The 24,196-nt window shown below is 62.2% G+C and carries 25 protein-coding genes; 3 read left to right on the top strand and 22 right to left on the bottom strand.

Annotation, left to right across the window (positions count from 1 at the left end; genetic code table 11):
- Window positions 1-14: 14 nt before the first annotated feature.
- The 7 genes from R4P64_RS09350 to R4P64_RS09320 all read right to left on the bottom strand — a co-directional run bounded on the left by R4P64_RS09350 (window position 15) and on the right by R4P64_RS09320 (window position 7,387).
- Complete coding sequence (locus R4P64_RS09350) at window positions 15-812, bottom strand: NINE protein (protein ID WP_411742654.1); 798 nt, start codon at window positions 810-812, stop codon at window positions 15-17.
- Window positions 813-898: 86 nt separating this feature from the next.
- Entirely contained in the window at window positions 899-1,933 is a 1,035-nt protein-coding gene (gene lgt, locus R4P64_RS09345) for a prolipoprotein diacylglyceryl transferase (protein WP_033230853.1), read from the bottom strand.
- Window positions 1,930-2,733, bottom strand: a complete 804-nt coding sequence (trpA, locus tag R4P64_RS09340; RefSeq protein ID WP_095886425.1) for a tryptophan synthase subunit alpha — start codon at window positions 2,731-2,733, stop codon at window positions 1,930-1,932. Before trpA ends, lgt begins: the two co-directional genes overlap by 4 nt.
- Window positions 2,730-4,046 carry a tryptophan synthase subunit beta gene (trpB, locus tag R4P64_RS09335; RefSeq protein ID WP_045070068.1) on the bottom strand — a complete coding sequence of 439 codons (1,317 nt, stop codon included), beginning with the start codon at window positions 4,044-4,046 and terminating at the stop codon, window positions 2,730-2,732. Before trpB ends, trpA begins: the two co-directional genes overlap by 4 nt.
- Window positions 4,047-4,145: 99 nt before the next feature.
- On the bottom strand, window positions 4,146-4,955 hold the full coding sequence (trpC, locus tag R4P64_RS09330; protein ID WP_033230856.1) for an indole-3-glycerol phosphate synthase TrpC: 810 nt from the start codon (window positions 4,953-4,955) through the stop codon (window positions 4,146-4,148).
- A 131-nt stretch (window positions 4,956-5,086) separates the two neighbouring features.
- Window positions 5,087-5,737, bottom strand: coding sequence for a TIGR02234 family membrane protein (locus R4P64_RS09325; RefSeq protein WP_317820547.1), 651 nt, complete (start codon window positions 5,735-5,737; stop codon window positions 5,087-5,089).
- A gap of 66 nt (window positions 5,738-5,803) precedes the next feature.
- The gene (locus R4P64_RS09320) at window positions 5,804-7,387 is read right to left on the bottom strand and encodes an anthranilate synthase component I (protein ID WP_033230858.1); all 1,584 of its coding nucleotides are present in this window, start codon (window positions 7,385-7,387) and stop codon (window positions 5,804-5,806) included.
- Window positions 7,388-7,444: 57 nt separating this feature from the next.
- Here R4P64_RS09320 and R4P64_RS09315 point away from each other — a divergent pair, with 57 nt between their 5' ends.
- Window positions 7,445-7,903 carry a peroxiredoxin gene (locus tag R4P64_RS09315; RefSeq protein WP_033231404.1) on the top strand — a complete coding sequence of 153 codons (459 nt, stop codon included), beginning with the start codon at window positions 7,445-7,447 and terminating at the stop codon, window positions 7,901-7,903.
- A 4-nt stretch (window positions 7,904-7,907) separates the two neighbouring features.
- Here R4P64_RS09315 and R4P64_RS09310 read toward each other — a convergent pair whose 3' ends face one another.
- Complete coding sequence (locus R4P64_RS09310) at window positions 7,908-8,690, bottom strand: dioxygenase (RefSeq protein WP_287162779.1); 783 nt, start codon at window positions 8,688-8,690, stop codon at window positions 7,908-7,910.
- 161 nt (window positions 8,691-8,851) lie between these two features.
- On the opposite strand from R4P64_RS09310, the gene R4P64_RS09305 reads away from it, so the two are divergent.
- Both R4P64_RS09305 and R4P64_RS09300 read left to right on the top strand, forming a co-directional pair.
- On the top strand, window positions 8,852-9,361 hold the full coding sequence (locus R4P64_RS09305; protein ID WP_116101372.1) for a MarR family winged helix-turn-helix transcriptional regulator: 510 nt from the start codon (window positions 8,852-8,854) through the stop codon (window positions 9,359-9,361).
- A 53-nt stretch (window positions 9,362-9,414) separates the two neighbouring features.
- Window positions 9,415-10,002 (top strand): TetR/AcrR family transcriptional regulator, encoded by a 588-nt coding sequence (locus tag R4P64_RS09300; protein ID WP_033230861.1) that lies wholly within the window; start codon window positions 9,415-9,417, stop codon window positions 10,000-10,002.
- A 7-nt stretch (window positions 10,003-10,009) separates the two neighbouring features.
- Here R4P64_RS09300 and R4P64_RS09295 read toward each other — a convergent pair whose 3' ends face one another.
- From R4P64_RS09295 to R4P64_RS09230, 14 genes are read right to left on the bottom strand one after another with little or no spacing between them, the layout of a single operon-like run.
- On the bottom strand, window positions 10,010-10,477 hold the full coding sequence (locus R4P64_RS09295) for a hypothetical protein (RefSeq protein WP_219111886.1): 468 nt from the start codon (window positions 10,475-10,477) through the stop codon (window positions 10,010-10,012).
- Complete coding sequence (locus tag R4P64_RS09290) at window positions 10,474-11,004, bottom strand: hypothetical protein (protein WP_317820427.1); 531 nt, start codon at window positions 11,002-11,004, stop codon at window positions 10,474-10,476. Before R4P64_RS09290 ends, R4P64_RS09295 begins: the two co-directional genes overlap by 4 nt.
- Window positions 10,971-12,269, bottom strand: a complete 1,299-nt coding sequence (locus tag R4P64_RS09285) for an MlaD family protein (RefSeq protein ID WP_317820425.1) — start codon at window positions 12,267-12,269, stop codon at window positions 10,971-10,973. The genes R4P64_RS09290 and R4P64_RS09285 overlap by 34 nt, the downstream gene beginning before the upstream one ends.
- Entirely contained in the window at window positions 12,266-13,351 is a 1,086-nt protein-coding gene (locus tag R4P64_RS09280) for an MCE family protein (protein WP_317543843.1), read from the bottom strand. The genes R4P64_RS09285 and R4P64_RS09280 overlap by 4 nt, the downstream gene beginning before the upstream one ends.
- On the bottom strand, window positions 13,348-14,568 hold the full coding sequence (locus R4P64_RS09275; protein ID WP_317820423.1) for an MCE family protein: 1,221 nt from the start codon (window positions 14,566-14,568) through the stop codon (window positions 13,348-13,350). Before R4P64_RS09275 ends, R4P64_RS09280 begins: the two co-directional genes overlap by 4 nt.
- Window positions 14,568-15,581, bottom strand: coding sequence for an MCE family protein (locus tag R4P64_RS09270; protein WP_317820422.1), 1,014 nt, complete (start codon window positions 15,579-15,581; stop codon window positions 14,568-14,570). The genes R4P64_RS09275 and R4P64_RS09270 overlap by 1 nt, the downstream gene beginning before the upstream one ends.
- 5 nt (window positions 15,582-15,586) lie before the next feature.
- Window positions 15,587-16,609, bottom strand: a complete 1,023-nt coding sequence (locus R4P64_RS09265; RefSeq protein WP_317543838.1) for an MlaD family protein — start codon at window positions 16,607-16,609, stop codon at window positions 15,587-15,589.
- On the bottom strand, window positions 16,606-17,775 hold the full coding sequence (locus R4P64_RS09260; protein ID WP_317820420.1) for an MCE family protein: 1,170 nt from the start codon (window positions 17,773-17,775) through the stop codon (window positions 16,606-16,608). Before R4P64_RS09260 ends, R4P64_RS09265 begins: the two co-directional genes overlap by 4 nt.
- 9 nt (window positions 17,776-17,784) lie before the next feature.
- Window positions 17,785-18,636 (bottom strand): MlaE family ABC transporter permease, encoded by an 852-nt coding sequence (locus R4P64_RS09255; RefSeq protein ID WP_045071047.1) that lies wholly within the window; start codon window positions 18,634-18,636, stop codon window positions 17,785-17,787.
- 5 nt (window positions 18,637-18,641) lie between these two features.
- The gene (locus tag R4P64_RS09250) at window positions 18,642-19,382 is read right to left on the bottom strand and encodes an MlaE family ABC transporter permease (RefSeq protein WP_045071049.1); all 741 of its coding nucleotides are present in this window, start codon (window positions 19,380-19,382) and stop codon (window positions 18,642-18,644) included.
- Window positions 19,383-19,418: 36 nt separating this feature from the next.
- Window positions 19,419-20,672, bottom strand: a complete 1,254-nt coding sequence (locus R4P64_RS09245) for a cytochrome P450 (RefSeq protein WP_317820419.1) — start codon at window positions 20,670-20,672, stop codon at window positions 19,419-19,421.
- Window positions 20,673-20,719: 47 nt separating this feature from the next.
- Window positions 20,720-22,357 carry an acyl-CoA synthetase gene (locus R4P64_RS09240; protein WP_033230869.1) on the bottom strand — a complete coding sequence of 546 codons (1,638 nt, stop codon included), beginning with the start codon at window positions 22,355-22,357 and terminating at the stop codon, window positions 20,720-20,722.
- Window positions 22,358-22,383: 26 nt separating this feature from the next.
- The gene (locus R4P64_RS09235) at window positions 22,384-23,631 is read right to left on the bottom strand and encodes a hypothetical protein (RefSeq protein WP_371851297.1); all 1,248 of its coding nucleotides are present in this window, start codon (window positions 23,629-23,631) and stop codon (window positions 22,384-22,386) included.
- Between the two features lie 5 nt (window positions 23,632-23,636).
- Window positions 23,637-24,188 carry a hypothetical protein gene (locus tag R4P64_RS09230; RefSeq protein ID WP_045070097.1) on the bottom strand — a complete coding sequence of 184 codons (552 nt, stop codon included), beginning with the start codon at window positions 24,186-24,188 and terminating at the stop codon, window positions 23,637-23,639.
- Window positions 24,189-24,196: the final 8 nt, after the last annotated feature.

Here is a 24,196-nt window from a genome sequence, read left to right as displayed (position 1 = left end):
AACGAGCGAGGGGATCAACTGCGGAGTGGTCGCCCGTACTTGTCCTTCACACTGCCTGTCAGCATCATGATGCCGTCGATCAACGGCCAGATACCACCGATTCCACACGTCAACCATGTCACCGCAATCTGTGCGATCGCAGTACCGGGCTGATTGAGATAGAACCGGCCTGCGCCGAATCCGCCGAGCAGAATGCCGAGCAGGCCGGCGGTCACCTTCGACTTGTCGGAGAACGGCTGCCCGGTGATCGGATCACGACCGAACGGCGCCGACGGATCGACAAAACCATAGGGCTGCGCATAAGGCAGCTGCTGCCCGTAACCGGGGTTCTGCGGCGGAGCGGTGTAACCCTGAACCGGTGGCGCTGCATACGGATTTGCGCTCTGGTCGGCTGGGACGCCGTACACCGGACCATCCGCCGGAGGCGGATAGCTCTGTTGCTGATAAGGCTGCTGCTCGTAGCTCGGCGGCGTGTAGTTCGGCGGCGCGGGCTCCGAAATCGGATACGCAGCCGTCGGATCCGAAGCAGCCGAGAAAGCTGTAGTGGGCTCCGACCCCGCCGGCGGCGGGTAAATCGGATGGCTCCCCCACCCTGGGCCGTTGCCCATTCCCGCATATGTGTCCCAGCCGGGGCCGGTGCCCGTCGTTTCGGTTGACGGAGTCTTCTCCGTCGGCGCTGAGGTTTCGCTCAAGGAAGCATCAGCGGTTGCCTCGTAATCGAAGGGCGAACCGAACTGCGGGGGAACCGCGGATTGAGAGCTCGAAGCGTCCCCGGACTCTGCGGGATCCGGATACTTGTTCAAGTCAGGCAACGTGTATTCCTTCGGGTCGACGACGGTCCGGCAAATCGTTGAGGCAAGTGATCTTTATACCTCGAACTGGGTGCGATGCGGACCAGTCATGGCTTGTCCGGCTTCTTCAGATCAACATCCTGCTTTGCGTCCACGCTGGTTGAATCGGCAACCTTTGCCGTCGCGATACCGTCATCCGAGTCGGTATCACTGTCGGTGGCCTCCGAAGCTGTGTTCTCGACAGGCGTGTTCTCGACAGGCGTGTTCTCGACGTAGTCCTTCGACTTCAGTTCGGAAGGATCTTCGCGACCCTTCTTGGCCAGCAGGAAGTACGCAACTGCCGCCACGAACACGATCACCGAGGTGAAGGAGTTGACGCGAATGCCTGCAAGTTCGTAGGCCGGATCGTCGCGCATGAGTTCGACGAAGAACCGACCGGCGCAGTAACCCGCCACGTAGAGGGCGAACAGCCGTCCATGGCCGATCTTGAATCGGCGATCGACCACGACAAGCAGGACGACGATGAGGACGTTCCACACGGCCTCGTACAGGAAGGTGGGGTGCACGACCTTCTCTACGACGCCGGTCGATACACCGGACAACGCATCGGTCTGGCCTGACGAGTTCACACGCTGGAAGATTTCCAATCCCCATGGCACTGTCGTTTCGCGCCCGTACAACTCCTGGTTGAAGTAGTTGCCGAACCGGCCTATCGCCTGCGCAAGCAGCACACCAGGCGCGATGGCGTCGCCCAGCGCCGCAACCGGGATCCCGCGCCTGCGGCACCCGATCCAGGCGCCGACACCGCCGAGGAAGACTGCGCCCCAGATTCCGAGGCCACCGTTCCACACTTTGAGTGCATCGATCGGTGTGCCGCCTTCACCGAAATACTGCGGCCAGTCGGTGAGCACGTGGTACAGCCGGCCACCGATCAATCCGAACGGCACGGCCCAGACTGCGATATCGAGAACGGTGCCCTTCTCGCCACCTCGCGCGACCCACCGCCGGTCGCCCCAGACGATGGCGACGATGATTCCGGCGATGATGCAGAGCGCGTAGGCGCGCAGTGCCACGGGCCCGATGTACCAGACACCTTGTGGAGGACTGGGAATGTAGGCCAGTAGTTCAACAGTTGACGTCACGACGCCACGTTAGCCGAGCGGACACCTTCAGCGAGTTCTTCGGTGAGGGCACGGACAGCTCCGAGTCCGTTTTCCACAGCCGAGACCAGCGCAGACCCGACGATCACTGCGTCGGCATAGCCGGCAATTTCTGCGGCCTGGGCGCCAGAGCGAACGCCAAGCCCGACACCGACCGGGATATCGGAATGCGCGCGGATCCGTGCGGTGAGTTCAGGTGCCATCGACGACACTGCGTCGCGCGCGCCGGTGACACCCATCGTGGAGGCCGCGTATACGAACCCGCTACTTGCCTCGAGCGTCATAGCCAGTCGCTCTTCGGTGGACGAGGGTGCCACGAGGAAGATCCGATCGAGGTGGTGCTTCTCGGACGCTTCCATCCAGTCGGCGGCCTCGTCGGGAATGAGGTTGGGGGTGATCAGTCCGAGTCCGCCTGCGGCAGCGAGGTCGCGGGAGAACTTGTCGATCCCGTACTGCATGACCGGGTTCCAGTACGTCATGACTACGGCCTTGCCGCCGACCGAGCTGATCTGCTCGACGACGGTGAAGATGTCGCGCAAGCGGACGCCGTTGCTGAGGGCAGTTTCAGCGGCACGCTGAATGGTCGGTCCGTCCATCACGGGGTCGGAGTACGCGACCCCGACCTCGATGATGTCGCAGCCACCGTCGACCATCGTCTTGAAGACGTCGATGGATTCGGACACCGTTGGGTAGCCTGCTGGCAGGTATCCGACGAGCGCAGCTCGGTTTTCCGCCTTGCATGCCGCAAACGTGGATGCGAGGCGTGATGGTCGTTCGCTCACTTGTCCGAGCCTTCCGTGTTGTTCTGGTCTGCGGGCTGGTCTGCGTTGTCGAACAGACCGAACCAGCTCGCGGCAGTATCCATGTCCTTGTCGCCACGACCGGACAGGTTCACGACGATGATGGCGCCTTCGCCGAGCTCCTTGCCCAGGCGCAGCGCTCCGGCAACCGCGTGCGCGGATTCGATGGCCGGGATGATTCCTTCGCGCCGCGAGAGCAGAAGGAGCGCATCCATTGCCTCGGAGTCGGTGACGGGCTCGTAGGTAGCCCGACCGATGTCGTTGAGATACGCATGTTCCGGACCGACACCCGGATAGTCCAAACCTGCGGAGATGGAATGTGATTCGATGGTCTGACCGTCTTCGTCCTGCAGCAGGTACGAGTACGCACCCTGGAATGCGCCAGGCGTTCCGCCTGCGAATGTTGCTGCATGCCTACCGGTTTCAACGCCGTCGCCCGCTGCCTCGTAACCGACCAGTCGCACCGACAGATCGTCGATGAACGGGTGGAAAATACCGATGGCGTTGGAACCGCCACCGACGCAAGCCGTGACGGCGTCGGGAAGCCGACCGGTCAAGGCCTGAACCTGAGCGCGGGCCTCGAGACCGATGACCCGCTGGAAATCACGCACGAGGGTCGGGAACGGATGCGGACCGGCAGCGGTACCGAAGCAGTAGTAAGTGTCGTCCGCGTGGGAAACCCAATCGCGGAGAGCTTCGTTGATCGCATCCTTGAGTGTGCGCGAACCGGTTTCGACCGAGACGACCTCGGCGCCCAGCAGGCGCATCCGGGCGACGTTCAACGCCTGACGCTCGGTGTCGACCGCACCCATGTAGATGACACACTCGAGGCCCAGCAACGCGCAGGCGGTGGCCGAGGCGACGCCGTGCTGTCCCGCTCCGGTCTCGGCGATGATACGAGTCTTGCCCATTCGCTTGGCCAGAAGTACCTGACCGAGGACGTTGTTGATCTTGTGAGAACCGGTGTGGTTCAGATCTTCACGCTTGAGGATGATGCGAGCGCCTCCCGCGTATTCGCTCATACGCGTTGCTTCGAAAATCGGCGACGGGCGTCCGGTGTAATCGCGCTGCAGTCGGTCGAGTTCGTTCAGGAAAGCGTCGTCGCTGCGGGCCTTCTCGTATTCGGCGGTAACTTCCTCGATAACCGCCATGAGCGCCTCGGGCACATGACGTCCGCCGTAGACACCGAAGTGCCCTCCGGCATCCGGATCATGAGTGGTGCGCTCGGCAAGTCCGGCACTGGCCGGCGGCAGATTGCCGCCCTTGAAGACTGGTCCCTGAGTACGTGAAGTCACTCCCCCAGTCTGCCCCAAGCGTGTCGCCTGTCACCGCCCGGGTACTGGCAATTGTCACCGCTCGGGTGCGGGCAAACCCCTCCCGAGCGGTGATGCGATTCAGCGTGACGGTTTAGGGCAGGACGGATGCGCTCCGGCGTTGACCAGATCGGCAACCGCTTTACGCGGATCACCACTGGTCACGAGGCCTTCGCCCACCAGGACTGCGTCTGCGCCTGCGCCTGCGTACGCGAGCAGATCAGCAGTGCCACGAACGCCCGACTCGGCGATCTTGATGGTTTCGGTCGGAAGGCCAGGGGCGATCTGACCGAAGGTGTTCTTGTCGACCTCGAGGGTCTTGAGGTTGCGGGCGTTGACACCGATGACCTTGGCGCCGGCTTCGAGCGCGCGGTTGGCCTCTTCCTCGGTGTGAACCTCGACCAGCGCAGTCATCCCCAACGATTCGGTGCGATCGATCAACGAGGCAAGCGCCTGCTGCTCGAGTGCCGCGACGATCAGCAGAATGACATCGGCGCCATGGGCGCGTGCCTCGTGAATCTGGTACGGACCCACGATGAAGTCCTTGCGCAACACCGGAATAGTGACGGCCTTGCGGACGGCATCCAGGTCGGCGAGCGATCCGTGGAAACGACGTTCTTCGGTGAGAACGCTGATGATTCGAGCACCGCCCGCTTGGTAGGCGGCTGCCAATTCGGCGGGGTCGGCGATGTCTGCGAGCGCACCCTTGGACGGGCTTGCGCGCTTCACCTCGGCGATGACGCCGATGCTCGGTTCCAGAAGTGCCGCTACAGCATCGAGGGCGGGCGGTGCAGTGGCCGCGGCAGCCTTGACTGCAGCGAAGTCGAGTACGGCTTCGCGGGCGGCGACATCAGCGCGCACCCCGTCGAGAATCGAGTCGAGTACGGTCATCGTGGCCCGAATCCTTTCTGGGCAAGTGCCCGATGTGAGATACGTCATCGGGGTGGTGTCAGCCTAGTTGGGCGATTTTTTGCTACTCCGCCCGGGTACCCACGCGCGTGGGAGTTCGGACGTAATCGAGGTCACGATCGTGAATCCTTGCCCGGCTCATTGCCGTCCGCGTCAGGTTTCTCGCCTTCCGTATCGAGCGTCGGATCTTCCCCGGCGTCGAGCGCGTCCCACAGCATCCGTTGTGTCACAGGCTCGTCGGGCGCATCTTTGCTTCCCTGTCCGAGCTTGGCCGCTGCCTCCCGGCGAGCTGCAGGGTTGTCGTACTTCGACGAGAGACCGGCGCGCGCCTTGGGCTTTCGCATCAGCAGAACACCGGCAGCGAGAGCCGCAAGGGCCCCGGCGAGCGCGAGCAGCGGAGGCAACACCGATGATTCGGCCGACACTTCTTCGAGGTGCGAGGACAGTTCGGCAAGATCTGCGGCGCGGTCGTCATCTGCTCCCGAAACCAACAGTTGGACAGCTGGAACTGCGACTCCGATGCCGACCAATCCCACCAACAGGCCGACAACTCGGAGCGCCCACCCACGGACCGCGAACGACGCCGCAACAGCAGCAAGAAGCGTGAGAGCGAGCGGCGTCATCGCCGCAGCCCACGTGCCACCGTCGAGATCCGTGGTGCGCGCCAAAGTCTTACCGTCACTGGAGGTTACTTGTACCCACGTCATCCGCGAGCTTCCCCACAGCGCAATGGCCGCGATCCCCAGCAGGAGCGTGGTCAGCATCGTGGTGCTGCGGCCCGAACGTGGTGTCGGCGAGTCCGCGCCGGTGCTCGAAGCTTGTTCGCTCACTTACCCTTCACCTCCGATGGTGCGCAACGTGTGTGCCGATGCGATCGCGCTGAGCACGGCCATCGCCTTGTTCCGCGCCTCGGTGTCCTCGTAGACCGGATCGGAGTCGGCGACCACACCTGCACCGGCTTGGACGTATCCGATGCCGTCCTTGATGAGTGCGGTGCGAATCGCGATCGCGGTGTCGGCATCACCGGCGAAGTCGAGGTACCCGACAATGCCGCCGTAGACCCCGCGGCGGGTGGGTTCGAGTTCTTCGATCAACTGCATCGCCCGGACCTTGGGAGCGCCCGAGAGCGTTCCGGCCGGGAAGCACGCCGTGACAGCGTCGAGCGCCTGCTTGCCCTCCGCGAGGTGCCCGGTCACGGTGGAGACCAGGTGCATCACGTGGCTGTATCGCTCGATGTGGCGGTAATCGTGCACCTTGACCGTGCCGGGTCGGCAGACACGACCGAGGTCGTTGCGTCCGAGGTCGACCAGCATCAGGTGCTCGGAGTTTTCCTTCTCGTCAGCGAGGAGGTCCTTCTCGAGGAGGATGTCGTCTTCCTCGGTTGCACCGCGCCACCGGGTTCCGGCGATCGGATGAGTGGTTGCGACACCTTCCGAGACGGTAACCAGCGCTTCTGGGCTGGAGCCGACAATGGAGAACGCGGTCTCACCGTCACCGTTCGGGACGTTGAGCAGGTACATGTACGGACTGGGGTTCGAGGCCCGCAACATTCGGTACACGTCAATAGGTGCTGCGGTGCAGTCGATCTCGAATCGTTGGGAGAGCACGACCTGGAACGCCTCGCCCGCTTCGATATCGCCGATCAGCTTCTTCACGTCGACGCCGAAACTTTCCGTCGTGCGCTGACGGCGGTAACTCGGGGTGACCTTGGCAAACGTGGAGACCGTCGACTTGGCTGGTGCCGCAAGTGCCCGCGTCATCGCGTCGAGACGCGCGACGGCGTCGTCGTACGCCTCCTCGACCCGTGCGTCGGTGCCGTCCCAGTTGACTGCGTTGGCGATCAACGTGATCGCACCCTCGTGATGGTCGACGGCGGCAATGTCTGCGGCCAGCAACATGACCATCTCGGGGATCTGCAGGTCGTCGACGGCCGAGTTGCCCACGTTTTCGAGCCGACGGACGGCGTCGTATCCGAGGAATCCGACCATCCCGCCGGTAAGAGGCGGCAGGTCGGGCAGACGTTCCGAGCGCAAAAGTTCGAGAGTGGCACCGAGTGCGTCGACAGGGTTGCCACCGGACGGTGCGCCGGCGGGGACGTTGCCGTACCAGGCGGCTTCACCGTCGATGACTGTCAGAGCGGCAGGACTGCCGACGCCGATGAAGGACCATCGTGACCACGACCGGCCGTTCTCCGCAGACTCGAGAAGGAAGGTTCCCGGACGGTTCCCGGCCAACTTCTCATAAGCCGAGAGCGGAGTTTCGGAGTCCGCCAGCACTTTTCGTGTCACCGGAACTACCCGATGCTCGGCGGCGAGGGCACGGAACTGCTCTCGCGTGGTGGTGGAATCGGACGCCGCATCGACGATCGCGGTGTCGGACGAGGGTGCGGACTTGGAGGTGGGCTCGCCGTGCATGACTCCATCATCCCAGGCTCACCTGCGCGGGCCTCGTTCGCGGGTAACCTCAGCCGAATGAAACCAGGTCAGCTTGCTCCCGATTTCACCCTGCCCGATCAGGACGGAACGCCCCGTTCGCTGACCAGCCTGCTGGAGAAGGGGCCACTGGTGCTGTTCTTCTATCCGGCAGCCTCAACGCCGGTGTGCACCGCGGAAGCGTGCCACTTCCGCGACCTCGGCAAGGATTTTGCAGCGGTAGGCGCCGCTCGCGCGGGCATCAGCACCGACACCGTCGAAGCGCAGTCGACGTTTGCCACTACCCAGTCCTTCGACTATCCCCTGCTCGCCGACACCGACGGCACCGTTGCCGAGCAGTTCGGCGTCAAACGCGGACTGCTCGGCAAGTTGATGCCGGTCAAACGTTCAACGTTCGTGATCGACACGGATCGAACCGTATTGAAGGTCATCTCGAGCGAATTCCGCGCGAGCACACATGGCGATCAGGCACTCGAGTTTCTCCGGAGTCGCACCTGACCCGCTACGCGACCTGAATCGAGCGCTTTGCGAGTCCCATCCAGAAACCGTCGATGACCTGGGTGGGCACCTGCTCAGGATCGGACGACGCACCGAGAGTCACGAACAGCGGCGCGAAGTGCTCGATGGTCGGGTGTGCGTACGGCATACCGGGAGCCTGTGCTCGGAAATCGATGAGCGAATCGACGTCGCCGGCTGCGAACCGCTCCCCGGCCCACGCGTCGAATTCGGCAGACCAACCTGGAGCCTTTGCCTCCGGCGACGGGTCACGCAGAAATGGCAGGCCATGGGTTGTAAATCCGGATCCCACGATCAACACGCCCTGCTCGCGCAGTGGACGCAACCGTTGGCCGAGGTGCAGCAGACGTTCGGGGTCCAGCGTCGGCAGGGAGATCTGCAGCACGGGAATGTCCGCATCCGGGTACATCACCGTCAACGGAACATAGGCGCCGTGATCGAGGCCACGATTGGGTTGCTGGACGACCTGCTCGTTATCTGGCATCAACGCTGCCACCTGCGTGGCCAGGTCCGGCGCCCCCGGCGAGTTGTACCGAGCCCGGTAAAACCGTTCGGGGAATCCACCGAAGTCGTAGATCAGCGGGGTTCCCGTTGTGGTCGATCCGATGGTCAGCGGCGCGGATTCCCAATGTGCCGACACGATCAAGATTGCCGTCGGCCGTGGCAGGTCACCGGCCCACGCGCCTAGTTGCTTCACCCAGAGAGCGCTGTCCACCAACGGCGGGGCACCGTGGCTGAGATACAGCGCGGGCATTGTGGCGGCGGACATAGCGGCTCCTCATGAGTTCACCGAATGGTCTTAAGTTGAAGGTTCAACCTAATATAGAACTCAACACTTGAAACGCGCAACTATTCCCTGCCTGCACCCACTGGACACTCGTCTGCAACCCTGTAGTGGTAGAACACAGCGCTTCGAAGGGGTACAGACCGATGAGTGGATCGAACGGCCAGGCCGAGTCGCCGGTTCAGACCAAGTGGCTCACCACCGAGCAACAGCAGGCCTGGCGCACCCTCATCTCCTTGGTAACCCGCCTACCAGCGGCTCTCGACACCCAGCTCCAACGCGACTGCGCACTAACCCATTTCGAGTACTTCGTGCTGTCGGCGCTGTCAGAAGTGCCCGACCACAAGCTGCAACTCTCTCTACTGGCACAGCAAGCCAATGCGTCGCTGTCGCGCCTCTCCCACGTCGTCACGAAGATGGAAAAGGCCGGCTTGGTCAAGCGTGAAGTGATCCGCGGTAGCCGAGGCTCCAACGCGGTACTCACCGATGCCGGAATGGCCAAGGTCATCGAGGCATCGCCCGGCCACGTTCGGTTGGTCCAAGCCTTGGTGTTCGAAGGCCTCGACGACAGCCAGGTCGCACAACTCTCCGCCCTGAGCACCGCCATGGTCGACCAACTCGACAGAGGAATTGCCGGCGGACTCGGGAAAGCCTGACGGGACCACCCACACCGCGCACAACTTCCCCGGCTCCCGTAGTGTCTGGACACATGTCTGGTAAGGCCAACTTCGAGTCCACCCGCCGGCGCCTGTCGGGACAACAGGCCGAAACTGTCGATCGTTTGACCAAGGCAGCTGTTGCCATCCTGCGTACGCATGGGTTTTCCGCCCTGACCATTCGCATGGTCGCGGGCGAAGCTGGGGTCGCGCCGGCAACCGCGTACACCTACTTCTCGTCCAAGAGCCACCTTGTCGCAGAACTGTTCTGGCGACGCCTCGACGCGCTCCCTCACGAGGCCGACGCAGAGCAGGACCGCGAGAGTCAGGTCTGTTCGGTCCTGCGCAGTGTCGCACTCCTGGTGTCCGATGAACCGGAACTCGCCGCCGCAGTCACCACCGCGATGATGGCCGACGACCCGGACGTCGAACATCTCCGCGCCCGGATCGGGAAGAACATTCGCGAACGCCTGGTCGAGGCATTGGGACCGGAACACGACGCCGACGTCCTCGAAGCCCTTGAAATCGCCTGGTCAGGCGCATTGGTGCGAGCTGGAATGGGATACGAGTCCTACTCGCAGATCGCGGATCGCCTCGAGATCACCGCAAGGCTGATCATGGCGGGCCACGACAACAGCTGAGCAGAACTCAGATCGGTGTCAGCTCACTCACCAACCACCGGTCATCGACGCGTTCGACGGTGACCTTCACGCGACTCGAACTCGACGCCGGAGCCGGCTGCGCAAAACTGGTGGTGATCTGATCGACGAACATCAGCAATTCGACGCGATCGAACATGGCACCGAGCAACCCGACATCCACAACCCGGGCGCTGGTACTGATTCCTTGCGCTTTCGATTGGGGCGCAACAGTTGTCGCAGCAAACGCGACGAATTCGTCCTTGAACGTTCCGGTGGCTGCGCCAGCCCCGGCCGCGAGGTCGCTGTCCACCATTTCACTGGTGTAGGTAAGCAAGTCCTCCACCAACGCAGGTGCCGTTGCAATCGCATCCGCTCTCGCCGACTCGAGTGCATCGCCGTCGCGGCGAATCCACAGCAGGGCGCACGCGGCAATTGCGAGAACCGCAACCAGCACGACAGAGATCGCCCGCCTCACGGCACGAACTCCACACTCGACATCAGAATTTTCCCGTCGACGTCCTCGACACCGATGCGCAGTCGATAGGTCCGCGACGTCGTCTCGCCCGCAGAATTGGCGACCTCCGCAGACGCCGCAATCAGTACTACTCCCGACGTCGCCGTCTCCGACGACAGTGCAGCAGCATCGATCCTTGCGTCGGAGTTGACAGATGCGGAACGTATCGCGTTGACGAACTCCGACTGATCGCCAACCAACTCCTCTGCGAACTCGCCCGTGCTGAGCGCTCGCAGTTGGGCCACATCCTCGTCCACGGTATCGACGTGAATGTCGACCAATGCCAGCGCTCCCGCCGACGCCCCGTCCACCAGTTCCTGCCGATGAGCGTCCCGGGCATTGTCGCCCCGCATCGACATAGCGCCGGTCACCACCACTGCCGCCAAACCTGCAATCACCACCGCGACAAGCACGCGTCCGCGCGTGGTTACATGCCGCGAAACATCCTCGGTTGTCAGGGATTCGGTGTCGTCAACAACTGCTGCCACGAATCCCCCTTACCGATATCGGTGTGCCCGTATGCAATCCCGTCCGGCCCGGTGTACAACTCGTCGGGAGCGTTGATTCCCGACGGCACGTACGGTTCCGGGCTCCGGCACGTCACCGGGTCCGGCGCCCGCTTGCCCGGAACTTCCATACACGGAATGTTCCGCGAACCGCGCACGGCAAAGACCGAATCCGCCGGCACCTTGCAGAACAGATCGGGCGGAGTGTCCGGAACACTGGTCACCGTGGGGTCGCGGCGCTGATCCGCCGGTAGGTATCCGGTGGAGCAGGCCGCCGGGTCTTGAGCCTGCAGATGGAAATTGACGTTGGCGGCTCCGTCCGCCTGGCCGCGTTGTACAACGGTCTCCTGAGCCGCAACAAGCGGCGGCAGTATGACCAGTACCTGTTCGAGTGACGCGTTGTAGGTGAGCGCAACCTGCCCGGCACTGGTCAGGTTGGCCAGGAGAATCGGCAGGGTCGGACGCAGATCCTGGAACAAGAGCTCCGCCTCGGTGGCGAACCCTGGCCCGGTGTCGATGATGTTGCGAATAGTGCCGTCCGCGATTTCCAATTGCCCGCTCAGCCGGGCGACGCTCGACGCCCACAATCGGATTTGATCCCCCGTGACAACTTGGGTCTCGAGGAGCGGGGCGAGTTGTTGCACAAGAGTTGTCGCGGGAGTAGTGGCGTCGGACAACTGATCTACAAAGGACGCGGTCGAATCCAGCAGTCTCGCAAGATCTTCGCCGCCACCGGCAAACGCAGCTGCAGACTCGTCGATCACCGCGCGCAGTTTGTCCTGTGGGACGGAGGCGAGCAACGCCTGCGCTTGATCGAGAACGGGTCCGATCTCCTGAGATATCACCACAGACTCGGTGTCGATCACGTCGCCGTCGGCCAGAAACGGGCCGTCAGAGGTGGTCGGCTGCAGATCGACGTACTGCTCGCCTATCGCCGATACGCTGCGCACAGCCGCCACCAGCTCGGTACTGGGTACGGGAACTGAACTCTGCAAGGACAATTCGGCTTTCACGACGTCGGGGTGGAGCTGCACCGATCGGACTTGACCGATGGTGTCGCCTCGGTACGTCACATTCGCATTGCGGTACAGGCCACCGGCGTTGGGCAGTTCCAGCGTCACTGTGTATCGCCCGATACCCAGCATCGTGGGAACACGGAGGTACGCGATCGCGGCCACCGTCATACCGAGCACGGCAAGGATCGCAAAGATCACCAACTGCCGGCGGACAAGCTTGGTGAGGATCATCGTCCTCCCTCCCCTGCATTGCCCGTTGCATTCAGCGGCGCGGTCATCGGGTCGACCGGCCCGCCGCCTATTTGCGGAGCACCGAACGGGGTGCCGAAACCGAGTCCGGACTGTAATCGGTTGGTGGTCAGGTCGATCAGCGCCCACAGATTGGTGTAGTCGCCGCGCATCCCGTCATCGATGGTGGTCTGTGGGAACGGGAAGGTGCTCAGGTTTCCGAGATTGTTGATCAGATCCGGACCTGCCGCGACAACCTGCTGCAATGTCGGCTCGAGTGCCGCAAGATTTGCGCTCAGATCATCTCGCGTGCGGTTGACCAGGTCGGTGCCGACGTCTCCGAATCGGCCCACCGAATCGAGTGCGGTGGTCAGGGTAATGCGCTGATCTTCCAGTTCCGCCAAGGCTGGAGCCAGCACGTCGAGCGCCTTCCCCAGTACGTCGCGTTGGGCGTTTATTTCCCCCGCAAACACATCCAGGTTCTCCATCGTGGTCACCATGGCGATGCGTTGCCGGTCCAGGGTCTCCGTCAATGTGTCCATCTGCGCGAGTAGGTCACGTGCTGATACGGTGCGTCCGCCGAGTGCATTGTTCAATTCGGTGGTGATGGTGTGAATTTGCGCGAGTCCGCCGCCGTTGAGCACTATGGACAGCGCTGTCAGAGTTTCCTCCGTAGTCGGGTACACGCCCGCCGACGCCAGAGGAATGAGCGAGCCCTCGGCGAGCGTCCCTTCCGGTTCGACACCGACCGGCGGTGCCAGGGCAACATGCTTGGAACCCAGCAGGCTGGTCTGTCCGATTTTCGCGGTGGAATTAGCCGGCAACACCACCGAACCATCCAGGGACACTGTCACTTTCGCGTGCCAATTGTCGGAGGCGATGGCACTGATGCTGCCGACCGTCACATCGTTCACCATTACCGGGGAGTTGGGACTGATCGACGTGACGTCCGGCATCTCGATGACCACGGAAAAACTGTCGGCGCCGCGCCCCGCAGCACCGGGCAACGGCACCGAATTCAGGCCGTTCCACCCGCAGCCGGACACGAGCACAACAACACCGACGCAACAGATTCTCCGGATCATCGTGTCCCCACCTCCGGCATCAGCAACTGACCCAGCCCTGCGGGAACACTCACGCTCGGCAGGGAGGGAGCCGGCTTCAGATCCGGTTCGCTGTACACCAACTGATCCGGCGCCGCACCAAGCGCACGGGTCGGATTGATGTTCAGATCCGGATAGTTCGCTCTGATGGTGTTCAGGTACGGTCCGAGGTACTCGGCACACAATTCCGCACCCTTCGCAGAGGTTTCGTTTGCCAGTCCCGCGATACCGCCGCAGATGAAGTCGATGGGATTGCCGATGTTCTGGAAGGCAGGCACCCCGACCATCGCGCCTTGGGCCGGGCGGTACACGTTGTAGTAATTGGACAAGGCCGTCGGCGCCAGATGCAGAAGCTTTTCGATCCCATCGCGTTTGTCCACCAGCACCTGGGAGACATCGGCCAATGTGTTCACCTGTTCGGTGAGCCCGCTGCGATTCTGTTCGACAAATCGGTGGACATCACCGATCGCCGCATCCAGATCAACCAGAGCTGGTGCCAATTGTGTCCGGCTGTCTGCCAACAGACCTGTCACTGTTGCCAGACGTCCCTGAAAGCTCACTATCTGTTCGTTGCTTGCCGCCAACGCCGTGGTGAAAGTCTGCAGTCCCCGGATCGTTCCGAAAAGATCGCCACCTCCCTCGTTCAGAGTGCTCATGGCCGAAGACAGTTCCGTGATCGAACGTCCTAACGCCTCACCGTTCCCACTCAAAGCCGTGCCTGCGGCATCGAGGAATTCGGCCGCTGACCCGCGGGTGCCCTCGGACGGCCCCAATGCATCTGCCGCCCGGCCCAATTGCTCCTTGATCTGGTCCCATTCCACGGGCACCGCGGTTCGCTCGATTCCGATCTCCGCTCCATCGGCCAACGCGTCTCCCCCGTCCTCCGTCAATGCCGGCGTCAGCTGGACGAACCTGGCCGAGACCAAGGACTGAGCAACGATCACCGCGTGTGCGTCCGCTGCGACAGGGACGGATCGGGCGAGTTCGAGTTCGACCCGCATCATCTCCCCCTGCGGGGTTATCGACGTGACCTTGCCGACGTCGACGCCCACAACACGGACGTCGTCGCCGACGTAGAGTCCCGTCGTCGACGCAAAATAGGCCGTCACCGAGTAGTACCGAAAGTGTTGTACGACAAAATATCCCGCCACCGCCACCGCGAGTACCCCGACCGCGGCGACAATACGTTTCGCGACCATCAGCGAACCTCCGGTATCGGTAGCGGCGCAGGCGGAAGCCCGACAATCGCGTTGATCAACGGTTGGGTGTACTGGGCGGGAAGAAGGTTCTGAATGTACGAGTAGTAGAACGGTCCGCTCGCGACGGTATCGCCGAGCGTCCCCACGTACGTTCCGAGTCCGTCGATGCCCTGGGCCAGGTTGTCCTTGTTCTTCTGGAGTATCCCGAGCACCGTGTCGAGCTTGTTCAGCACCGGGCCCAGTTGTGCTTCGTTGTCGTGTACCAACCCACTGAGTTGAGTGGAGACAGCCGAGATGTCGGTGATGACGTTGCCCAACGCATCCTGCCTGCGGACCAGTTCACCAAGGAGAGCATTGCCGTCGACAAGAAGCGCGTTGACCTGCGGTCCCCGGTCCGCGAGGAGACCGGCCACGTGATTCGCATCTGCGAGCAGAAGCTTCAGTGTCTCGTCGCGGCGGTTGATGCTGTCCGACAGGCGGGCTACCCCGTCGAGGGCGGGCCGCAAGGAAGGCGCGCTGTCCGTCATCACTGCACCAACCTCCTCCAACGACGCCGACAACTGGTCGAGGTTGATGTCCTCGACCGTGGTGGTGAGGTCGCCGAGTACGTCGGGCAACGAGTACGCCGATCGGGTGCGTTCGAGTGGGATCTGTCCGCCGACGGGTATCCGTCCACTTCCATCCAGGTCGAGCGATAGCGCACGTTTACCGAGCAGGGACATAGTGGTGATCGCCGCCGACGTACTCTCACCGAGAGTGACGGAACCGTCGAGCGTGAAATCAACTCGAGCACGGCCTTTTTCGACAGCGATGTTGTCGACGGTGCCGATCTTCACCCCGGCCGCGTTTACCTCGTCACCGGCAGCCACACCACTCGCGTCGTTGAACACTGCGCTGTAGCTCACCCCGTTTTTCACGAACTGCAGATCCTGATACTGCAGTGACGCCAGCACCACCGACGCGGTCATCACCATCCCCACAACGCCGACTCGCACGGCCTGCTTCTGCGCCATCTCTCTCATCGTGGTGCGCACCTTCCGGTCGTCTGGTCGATCAGGTCGACCGTCATCGGTTTGCCGTCAGCCCCGTCGACTTTGAGCGCGATACCGCAGAGATAGAAGTTGAAGAAGGACCCGTAGGCACCAACTCGGATCAGTTGCCGATAGTTCGACGGCATCGACGCGAGGATTCGATCGAGCTCGCCTTGTTGCTCGACCAAAGGGTCCAAGCTCTGGTCGAGTTGCGACAGTGTGCCACTGATGTCGGGCCTGACCCCGGCCAGGAGATCCGCGAAAGTTTGTGCAGCGGTATCGATGCTCGTCACCGAAGCCCCGATCAGTTCCTTGTCCGACGCGAGTCCGCTGACCAGTTGTTGCAGATGGTCGAGTGTGTCGGTGAACTGTCCGCCTCGCCCACGTAATTCACTCAATACGCCGTCAAGATTGTTGATGACCCGGCCGATGAGCACATCACGGTCGGCAAGTGTGTTGGTGATCGATCCGGTATGTGCGAGCACCGACGCCACTGTCCCCGACTGCCCTTGAAATACCTCGAGCAGCGACAGGGACAGCGCGTTGACCTGGGTCGGGTCGAGCGCCTGGAACAACGGTTTGAAGCCACCGAGCAGCGCGTCGAGGTCCAGCGCCGGCGCAGTCCTGGTAGTGGGGATGGTTGCACCTGCGGCCATAGGTTGCGCGGCGCCGGGACTGTCGAGCAATTCGAGATAGCGGTTGCCCACGAGGTCCTGATAACGCACCGCCGCCCGGGTCTGCTCCGTCAGAGTCTCCACTGAATCAACGCTGAATTTCACGTGAGCAAGGTGGTCGTCACCGAATTCGACGGCGCTCACCGTCCCTACGGGCACCCCGGCGATCCGTACCTTGTCGCCGGATTTCAGCCCGGACACATTGACGAATTGGGCTGCGTAACTGTGCTCGTCGCCTCCTCGCATCTGCCCGAAGACCAGCACGAGCCCAGCATTGACCAGCAGCATCACCGCCACGAAGATGCCGAATTTGATGCCGTAGCCGCGCCGCTTCATCGAATCGCCGTTCCGAACAGGTAACTGAGCAGGTTCGGCATGTCGTTTATCGGCTGGCCGCCATTCCACTGACGTTCCGGTTCGAAAGGATTCACACCCGTGTCCGTCACCAGGTAGGGCGCGTTGACATTCGGATCGCGCAACGGAAGGCCCATGCACTGCGGTCCGCCGGTTGCCGCGACCTTCGGCAGATCTTCAGGATAGCGATACGGTTCGGTGCCTGCGATCAATCCGATCGACATCTTGATTCCCGGCTGCCCGTTGTACGCGCCGTCGCCGATTGCCTTGCTCTCCTCGAGTCCGTGGAACATGCATGGAATCACCGGCGAGTACTCCTCGAGAAGTTCGGTGGTTGGCCGCATGAGCGACAGGACGGTATCCACACCGTCGGCATTGGCGCCGAGGACATCTTCTCCGGTACGCGCCAACCCAATTACGTTGAGTAGCAGTAGATCCAGATTCTCTTGCTCGTCGAGGACGGTGGTGCCGGTGACAGTGAGCGAGCCGAGGGTGTCCATCAGATCCAGCACAGCCGCCCGATATGTCCCGGACACTACCGGAAGGTCTGTAAGAACCTCGTCGAAAGCGGCACCGGCACTGTTGAATTCGGACAGCGACGCGTCGGCCTTCCCCAGAGCGACGCCCAACCTCTCCCCGCGACCTTGCAACGCGGTGGAAATCGCCCCAAGCGTCTGATCGAGTTTTCCGGGATCAACTGTCCGCAGGACGGCCGTCAACTTCTCGAACACGGTATCGATTTCGACGGTCACGTGATTCGCGTCGATGGTGGCGCCAGCAGTCAATCGCTCGGCGCTCGGATCCGCAGGCGCCGACATACTGACGAACTTCGCGCCGAAGGCGGTGTTCGAGGTGATCGCGACATCGACGTTGGCGGGAATCGACTCGAGTGCATCGGGATCGAGAAGGATGGACAACGTCGCGGTGGAATCGTCGGCCGGCGCGATCGACTCGACGGACCCGACGGTGACACCGGCCATCTTCACTCGCGCACCCGGATCCATCACAAGGCCGGCCCGCTCGGCAACAATTGTTATCGGAACGCGGGTGGTGAACGACTGATTGAACGACGCGACCGCCAGCGCCACGACGGCAACAATCGCGCACGTCAAGCCTAATGCCGCAAGCTTGTATCCGTATCTCTCCACTCGCTCTCCCTATCCGGACAAGTTGAAGTTGCCGGAACCGCCGTACAGCGCCAGTGAGACCAGAAGGGTCACCGCCACAACACAAATCAGTGACAGACGGACGCCGCGCCCGACAGCTGTGCCCACCCCCGAGGGTCCGCCTACAGCGCTGTAGCCGTAGTACGTGTGAATCAGCATGACCAGCAACGCCATCACCAGTACCTGCACAAAGGACCAGGCGACGTCGACCGGATCGAGAAAGGTGGTGAAGTAGTGGTCGTAGAGCCCGGACGATTGACCGAACAGCACCACCGTGGTGAAACGTCCCGCGAGGAACGATCCGACGAGCGCCAACGAATACAGCGGCAGAATGGCGAGCATCCCGGCCACGATGCGCGTACTCACCACGTACGGAACAGAACTGATCGCCATCGCTTCGAGTGCGTCGATTTCTTCACTGATGCGCATCGCACCGATCTGCGCCGTCGAGCCGGCGCCGATGGTTGCGGACAGCCCGATTCCCGCGATGACCGGCGCGGCGATGCGCACGTTGATGAACGCGGAGAAGAACCCGGTGAGTGCCTCGACACCGATGTTTCCGAGCGAACTGAAACCTTGAATCGCGATGGTTCCGCCTGATGCCAGCGTCAGGAACCCGACAACGGCGACGGTGCCGCCGATCAATGCCAACGCACCTGTTCCCATGCTGATCTCGGCGACCAGACGCAAGACTTCTTTCGGGTGTTTGCGCAGCGCCCAGGGAATGAAGGCAATAGCTCTGACGAAGAAGACCGCTTGCCGTCCGACATCGTCGACGGACCGCGACACACGTGCCATCCGCGCTCGGGTCGCCCCGAATTTTCCGAGTTCCGCCAGTGCCACGCCGCTCACCCCGCCGTCAGCCTGATGCCCACCGCAGTCACGATGGTATTGACCACGAAGAGCGCCATGAATGCGTAGACCACTGTCTCGTTGACAGCCTCGCCAACACCTTTCGGACCGCCACGGACGGACAGACCCCGGTAACACGCGACCAGTCCGGCGAGCATGCCGAACAGTGCGGCCTTCACCATCGACAAGGCAACTTCGGGCAATCCGGTGAGCAACGTGATGCCGTCGACAAACGCACCGGGATTCACGCCTTGGAGGAACACCGAGAAGATGTAGCCGCCGGTGATGCCGATGACGCACACAAGTCCGTTGAGCAGCAACGCAACCACCGTCGACGCGACAACCCGGGGAATCACCAGCCGATTGATCGGATCGATCCCGAGCACTTCCATCGCGTCGATCTCCTCGCGAATGGTCCGCGAACCGAGATCTGCGGCAATGGCGGTGGCGCCGGCGCCCGCCACGATGAGGACAGTGACCACTGGCCCGACCTGGGTGACGGCGCCGAGTGCCGCCCCGGCTCCGCTGAGGTCGGCAGCACCGATCTCGCGCAGCAGGATGTTGAGAGTGAAGCTCACCAGAACCGTGAACGGCACTGCCACCAGAACCGTCGGTACCAGCGACACCCGCGCGATCATCCAACTCTGTTCGAGAAACTCCTGCACCTGAAAGCGTGTGCGTACCAGTCCCACCGCAACATCGGCACCCATTTTGTAGAACTGACCGAGTTGACGCATCGGCGCTGCCAGCGAGACCCGCCCGGTGTACACGGTTCAGTGCTCCACGGGACACGAGGCGTTGTTGCCGTAATCGACCCTGAATTCCTTGATCCCGTTGATCCACCCTGATGCCAACCGGCTGGGATCACCAAGTTTGCTGATGTCCGGCATGTGGTCGGCGATCTTGTTGAAAATCAGGTCGATCTCCATCCGGGCCAGGTTGGCGCCGACGCAGTAGTGTGGCCCGGTACCACCAAAAGCCAAGTGCGGATTGGGATCACGAAGAATGTCGAATACGTCCGGGTTCTCGAACGCAGATTCGTCGAAGTTCGCCGATCCATACAGGAGCACAACACGCTGCCCCTTCTTGATCGGAGTTCCGGCAATCTGAGTGTCCACCAACGCCGTACGTTGGAATGACGTCAGCGGCGACGCCCAGCGAATGATCTCGTCGGCCGCCGTGCGTGGACGCTCACGCTTGTACAGTTCCCATTGATCCGGGTACGCCAGGAACGCCATCATCCCGAGTGTTGTTGCATTGCGTGTTGTCTCGTTGCCCGCAACCGCCAACATGATGACGAAGAAGCCGAACTGTTCCGGCGTGAGAGCCTCACCGTCCACGTTCGCCTGGACCAATCGCGAAATGATGTCGTCGAGCGGTTCGTCGCGACGAGCCTCGGCAAGCTGATACGCGTACCCGAGTATCTGCGCCGACGCCATTCTGGACTCCCCGGCCATGGATTCGTCGTCGTATCCGGTCATCTGATTCGACCATTCGTAGAGCTGGCGTCGAGCCTCCTGCGGAACTCCGATGAGGTCCGAGATCGCCTGCATCGGTAGCTCACTGGCAACCTGCTGGACAAAATCACCGGCACCCGACGCCGCCGCGGCTTTCGCAATCTCTTCGGCTCGCTCTTCGAGCCCGGCTCGCATCGCTTCGACGGACCTGGGTGTGAACAACCGCGCCACCAACTTGCGCAACTGGGTATGTTCGGGCGCGTCCTTGTTGATCAGAACGTATTTACTGACTTCCAACTCTTCGGCGGTGATGTTGTCTTCATGGCGTGGGACGCACCCGTTGACGTTGTTGGAGAACTCCTCCGAACGCAGCGACACGTCACGCACGTCGGCGTGCCGCGACACTACCCAGGCGCCACCGTCGTGGAAACCGCCGGTTCCCGGTTCCTGCGCGTTCCACCACACCGGAGCGCAGCGGCGTAGTTCCGCGAACTCGGCAAGGGGAACGCGCTTGCCGTACATCTGGGGGTCGGTGACATCGAAGCCGTCGGGAAGGTTCAGCTCGGGCATTTCGGTTGCTCCTGTTACAGGCAAGGCGCCGCGCGCGCCGAGGCGGACTAATCGATGCGGTGAACCGGCTCCTGACCGAGGGCGTACTCCTTCGCCCAGCGGTAGTCGGGTTTTCCGCTTGGCGCTCGCACCACCTCGGACGCAATCCAGAACGCACGCGGAATCTTGTACCCGGCAAGTTGGCTCCGAGTGTGTTTCTCGATCGACTCGAAATCCGGAACAACACCATCGCGCACCCGGACCACGGCCGAGACTCGGCTTCCCCAGCGTTCGTCCGGCAGCCCGATGACGGTGGCGTCGTAGATATCCGGATGGGCCTTGACGACGGCCTCGACCTCTTCGACGAATACTTTCTCGCCGCCGGTGTTGACCACCATGTTTCCGCGGCCGAGCAGCGTGATGGAACCGTCGTCCTCGATCCGGGCGCGGTCGCCGGTGACCACTGCCCGTCCGCCGTCCACCGTTCGGAAGATTTCCGCCGACTTCACCGGATCCTTGTAGTAGCCGAGTGGGACGTTGCCAAGTTTTGCCAGCCACCCCTCGGCGCCGGAACCCGGTGGCAGAATCCGGTTGTCATCGTCGACTACCACCGTGAACCGGTTGGAACCCACCCTAGGTCCACCGTGCTGCTTCAACCCTTTGGCTGCGAATCCGATACCGCCGAAGCCTGTTTCGGAAGAGCCCACCGAGTCGGAGATCATCAGATTCGGGAACACCTCGAAGAAGGCGTCCTTCACCGAACCGGAGAACAGCGCCGCCCCGGACGCGAGAACCGCCAAGCTGGACGCATCTGGTTGTAGTTCGCGGTGCGCTTCCACCAAAGGCCGCCCCATTGCGTCACCGGTGATCACCATGACCTGTGGCCGGTATTCGGCAACAACTTTCCAGACGTGTGCCGCATCGAACCGTGGTTCGAAGATCACGGTGTTGCCTGAGAACAGTGCGTTGAACGTCGGCATCAAGGCCGACGTGTGGATGAGCGGTGGCAGCATGCACCATCGCATAGGTTCTGCAGCCGCTGCGCCGCCACGGGATTGTTGGTATTCGTCGGCAATCGGCTCGCCGGTGTAGAAATCGTAGCCACCGGCCAGAACTCGCCAGATGTCCTCTTGACGCCACACCACGCCCTTGGGTCGTCCGGTGGTTCCGCCCGTGTAGAGAATGTAGGGGTCGTCTCCGCTCCGCTCGTCGAACGCGTCACTACCGGTGCGTTCCGGAGATTGCGGCGACAGCGCGTTCTCGTACGCGACCGCGCCTGGCACGGGCGGTTCGGCACCCGATGCAAGCTCGTCCGGCACCACCACAGCGTGCTTCACCCGAGGCGTGGATTCCAGGGCCTCGGCGACGCGAGCGGAGTACCCCCGATGGAACACGAGTGCCTCGAGATCGGCGTTGTCGTAGAGGTACACCAACTCGTCGGTGGTGTACCGATAGTTCACGGTGATCGGAACGGCGCGAACCTTGAACGACGCGAGGACCGCAACCATCGTCTCGATCGAATTGTGCATCTGAATTCCGATATGGGTGCCGTGCCCGAAACCCAACGACAGGAAATGATGTGCCAGACGGTTGGCCCGCGAGTCGAGTTCGCGGTACGTCACTTCCTCCCCTGACACGATCAGCGCTCGTCGATCAGGCATCGCATCGACGGAATGCTCGAAAAGGTCTGCAAACGTGTAGGCCATGAACGATCCTTTTCAGGGTCAGCCACTCAAACCACGAAGAGAGGCAACGGAATTCCACGATCTTCGAAAGCAAATGCTGCGCCGCTGCTCACTTTGGTGATGGCGACCTCGACACATTCCGGCGCAGCCTCCGCCGTCGTATCGACCGTGATCAAAAGCCCGGCCTCGGAATCGTCGAGCACCCGGGCTGTGAAATGTGGATTCACGCCGCGTACCAGTGCCTGAAGCGGATCCAGATGCTCACCGTCGATCAGAGTGGGCCAGCCACCGTCGGCGTCAACCAGGCCGGTCCGCGAAATCAAGATCTCGAGACTCTCTCCATCCCAGCGAATTTCACGCTCGACATATTGCTTCGGATTGAGCAACGGATGTAGCTCCAGCACCACCGACAGGCCTTCCAGATCCGGCGGCAGACCCAATGCGTCGCGGATGCGCTGCGAAGCGACGCCTGCAATTCCGGTGAGTTGTTTGAGCGTAATTTCTCGAGCTTTGTCCGCACTACTGCGCCCGCGCACCGCGAGCAGAAACCCCAGCGCAAGTAGGTGGTGTTGCAGGCACACTTCCTGCGCGATACGAACCAGCGCTGACTGGGAGAAGTCGGAGAAACGCAGATCCGAGAGCAGCGGTCCCGAGTAGTCGGCCGCCCCGTCGTCGCTGCCGTCGATCGGACTCAACTCAACCGACACCGCAGCAGTCCGGCCGATCTGCTCGGTGTGGGCCGTCATGACCGGCGGGACATGCGACGGGTCGATTACGACTGTCCACGCACAGTGTGGGTGCCTGTCAGCAGGTTTGCGCGGCGGCCGATGGATCGGACGGATCTGCGCATGCGCATTGGTTGCTATCGCCGTCGCGTCGAACGTCGGGTCTTCGATGTCATGACACATGGTGGTGACGAACTCGTCCCCCAGCGGTTCGACGTCGGTCAGAGCGCCACAATGGTCGAGCCAGAACTCACCGTGTTGCGGGTCGTCGACGCGATAGCGGAAATCCATGAACTGCGGTGGCGCTCCGATGTCGAGTTGCAGTCCTTTGAAAATGGTCACGACGTCGTCACCCTCGTACCGCAGCGCCTTCTGCATCCGGCGGGTGTACCAAGGACTGGCGGATTCCCATTCCGCGATCGCAACCTCCGCCATGCCTTCGCGCCCGTACTCCACGATCAGGTGCGCCATCCCGGATCTGTCGATCAGCTGACCACAGAGCAGGAGTTCTGGCACCAACACAGCAAGGTCGCCGCGCGAGAGCGTCTCGAAGGACCCACCGACAGTCACCGGACTCACCACAGTGGAACCGGCGAGGTACCCGCGCGATACCAGCCTGGGAGTGGTTCGCCGGAGATCGATCGCTGAATGCGTGCCTGCATACCTTTGGACAGCGCGTTGTTCTGGATCATCTCCATGAACAGTGCCGAGACGTTTCCGAAGTCGAAGAAGTCACGCTGCCAGGACCATTGGAAATTTCCGCCGTACCGGAACCAACTACCGCCGATGCCGTAGACGGAGTAGTTACTGCCGTCGTCTCGTTTGGCGTCGGAGATCTGTTTCCACAGTCCGATGACGTTGCCACTGCGCTCGTCGATCACAAAGTCCTGATAGGGATACTCCCAGCCTTCGAGGCCGTTCATCTCGAGACCTAGCGCGACGGTGCGAATCTCTTCCCGACCGATCGCCATGAAATCCTGTTTGGGGCCGTAGTTCCAGCCGTAGGTCGCGTCCTCGGTGTACATGTCCGCCAACGGCTTCCAGTCGCCGGCGGCCTCGGCCTTCTTGTTCGCGTCAATCCAGCGTTGCACCATGTCGTCGAGCTCGGCGCGGTCGAATCCGGTCATGTGAACCT

The organism is Rhodococcus sp. IEGM 1366, assembly GCF_033142425.1.
Taxonomy (GTDB): Bacteria; Actinomycetota; Actinomycetes; order Mycobacteriales; family Mycobacteriaceae; genus Rhodococcus_F; species Rhodococcus_F globerula.
The sequence above is the reverse complement of the archived record's forward strand: the minus strand, read 5'-3'. Positions and strand labels throughout refer to the sequence as shown.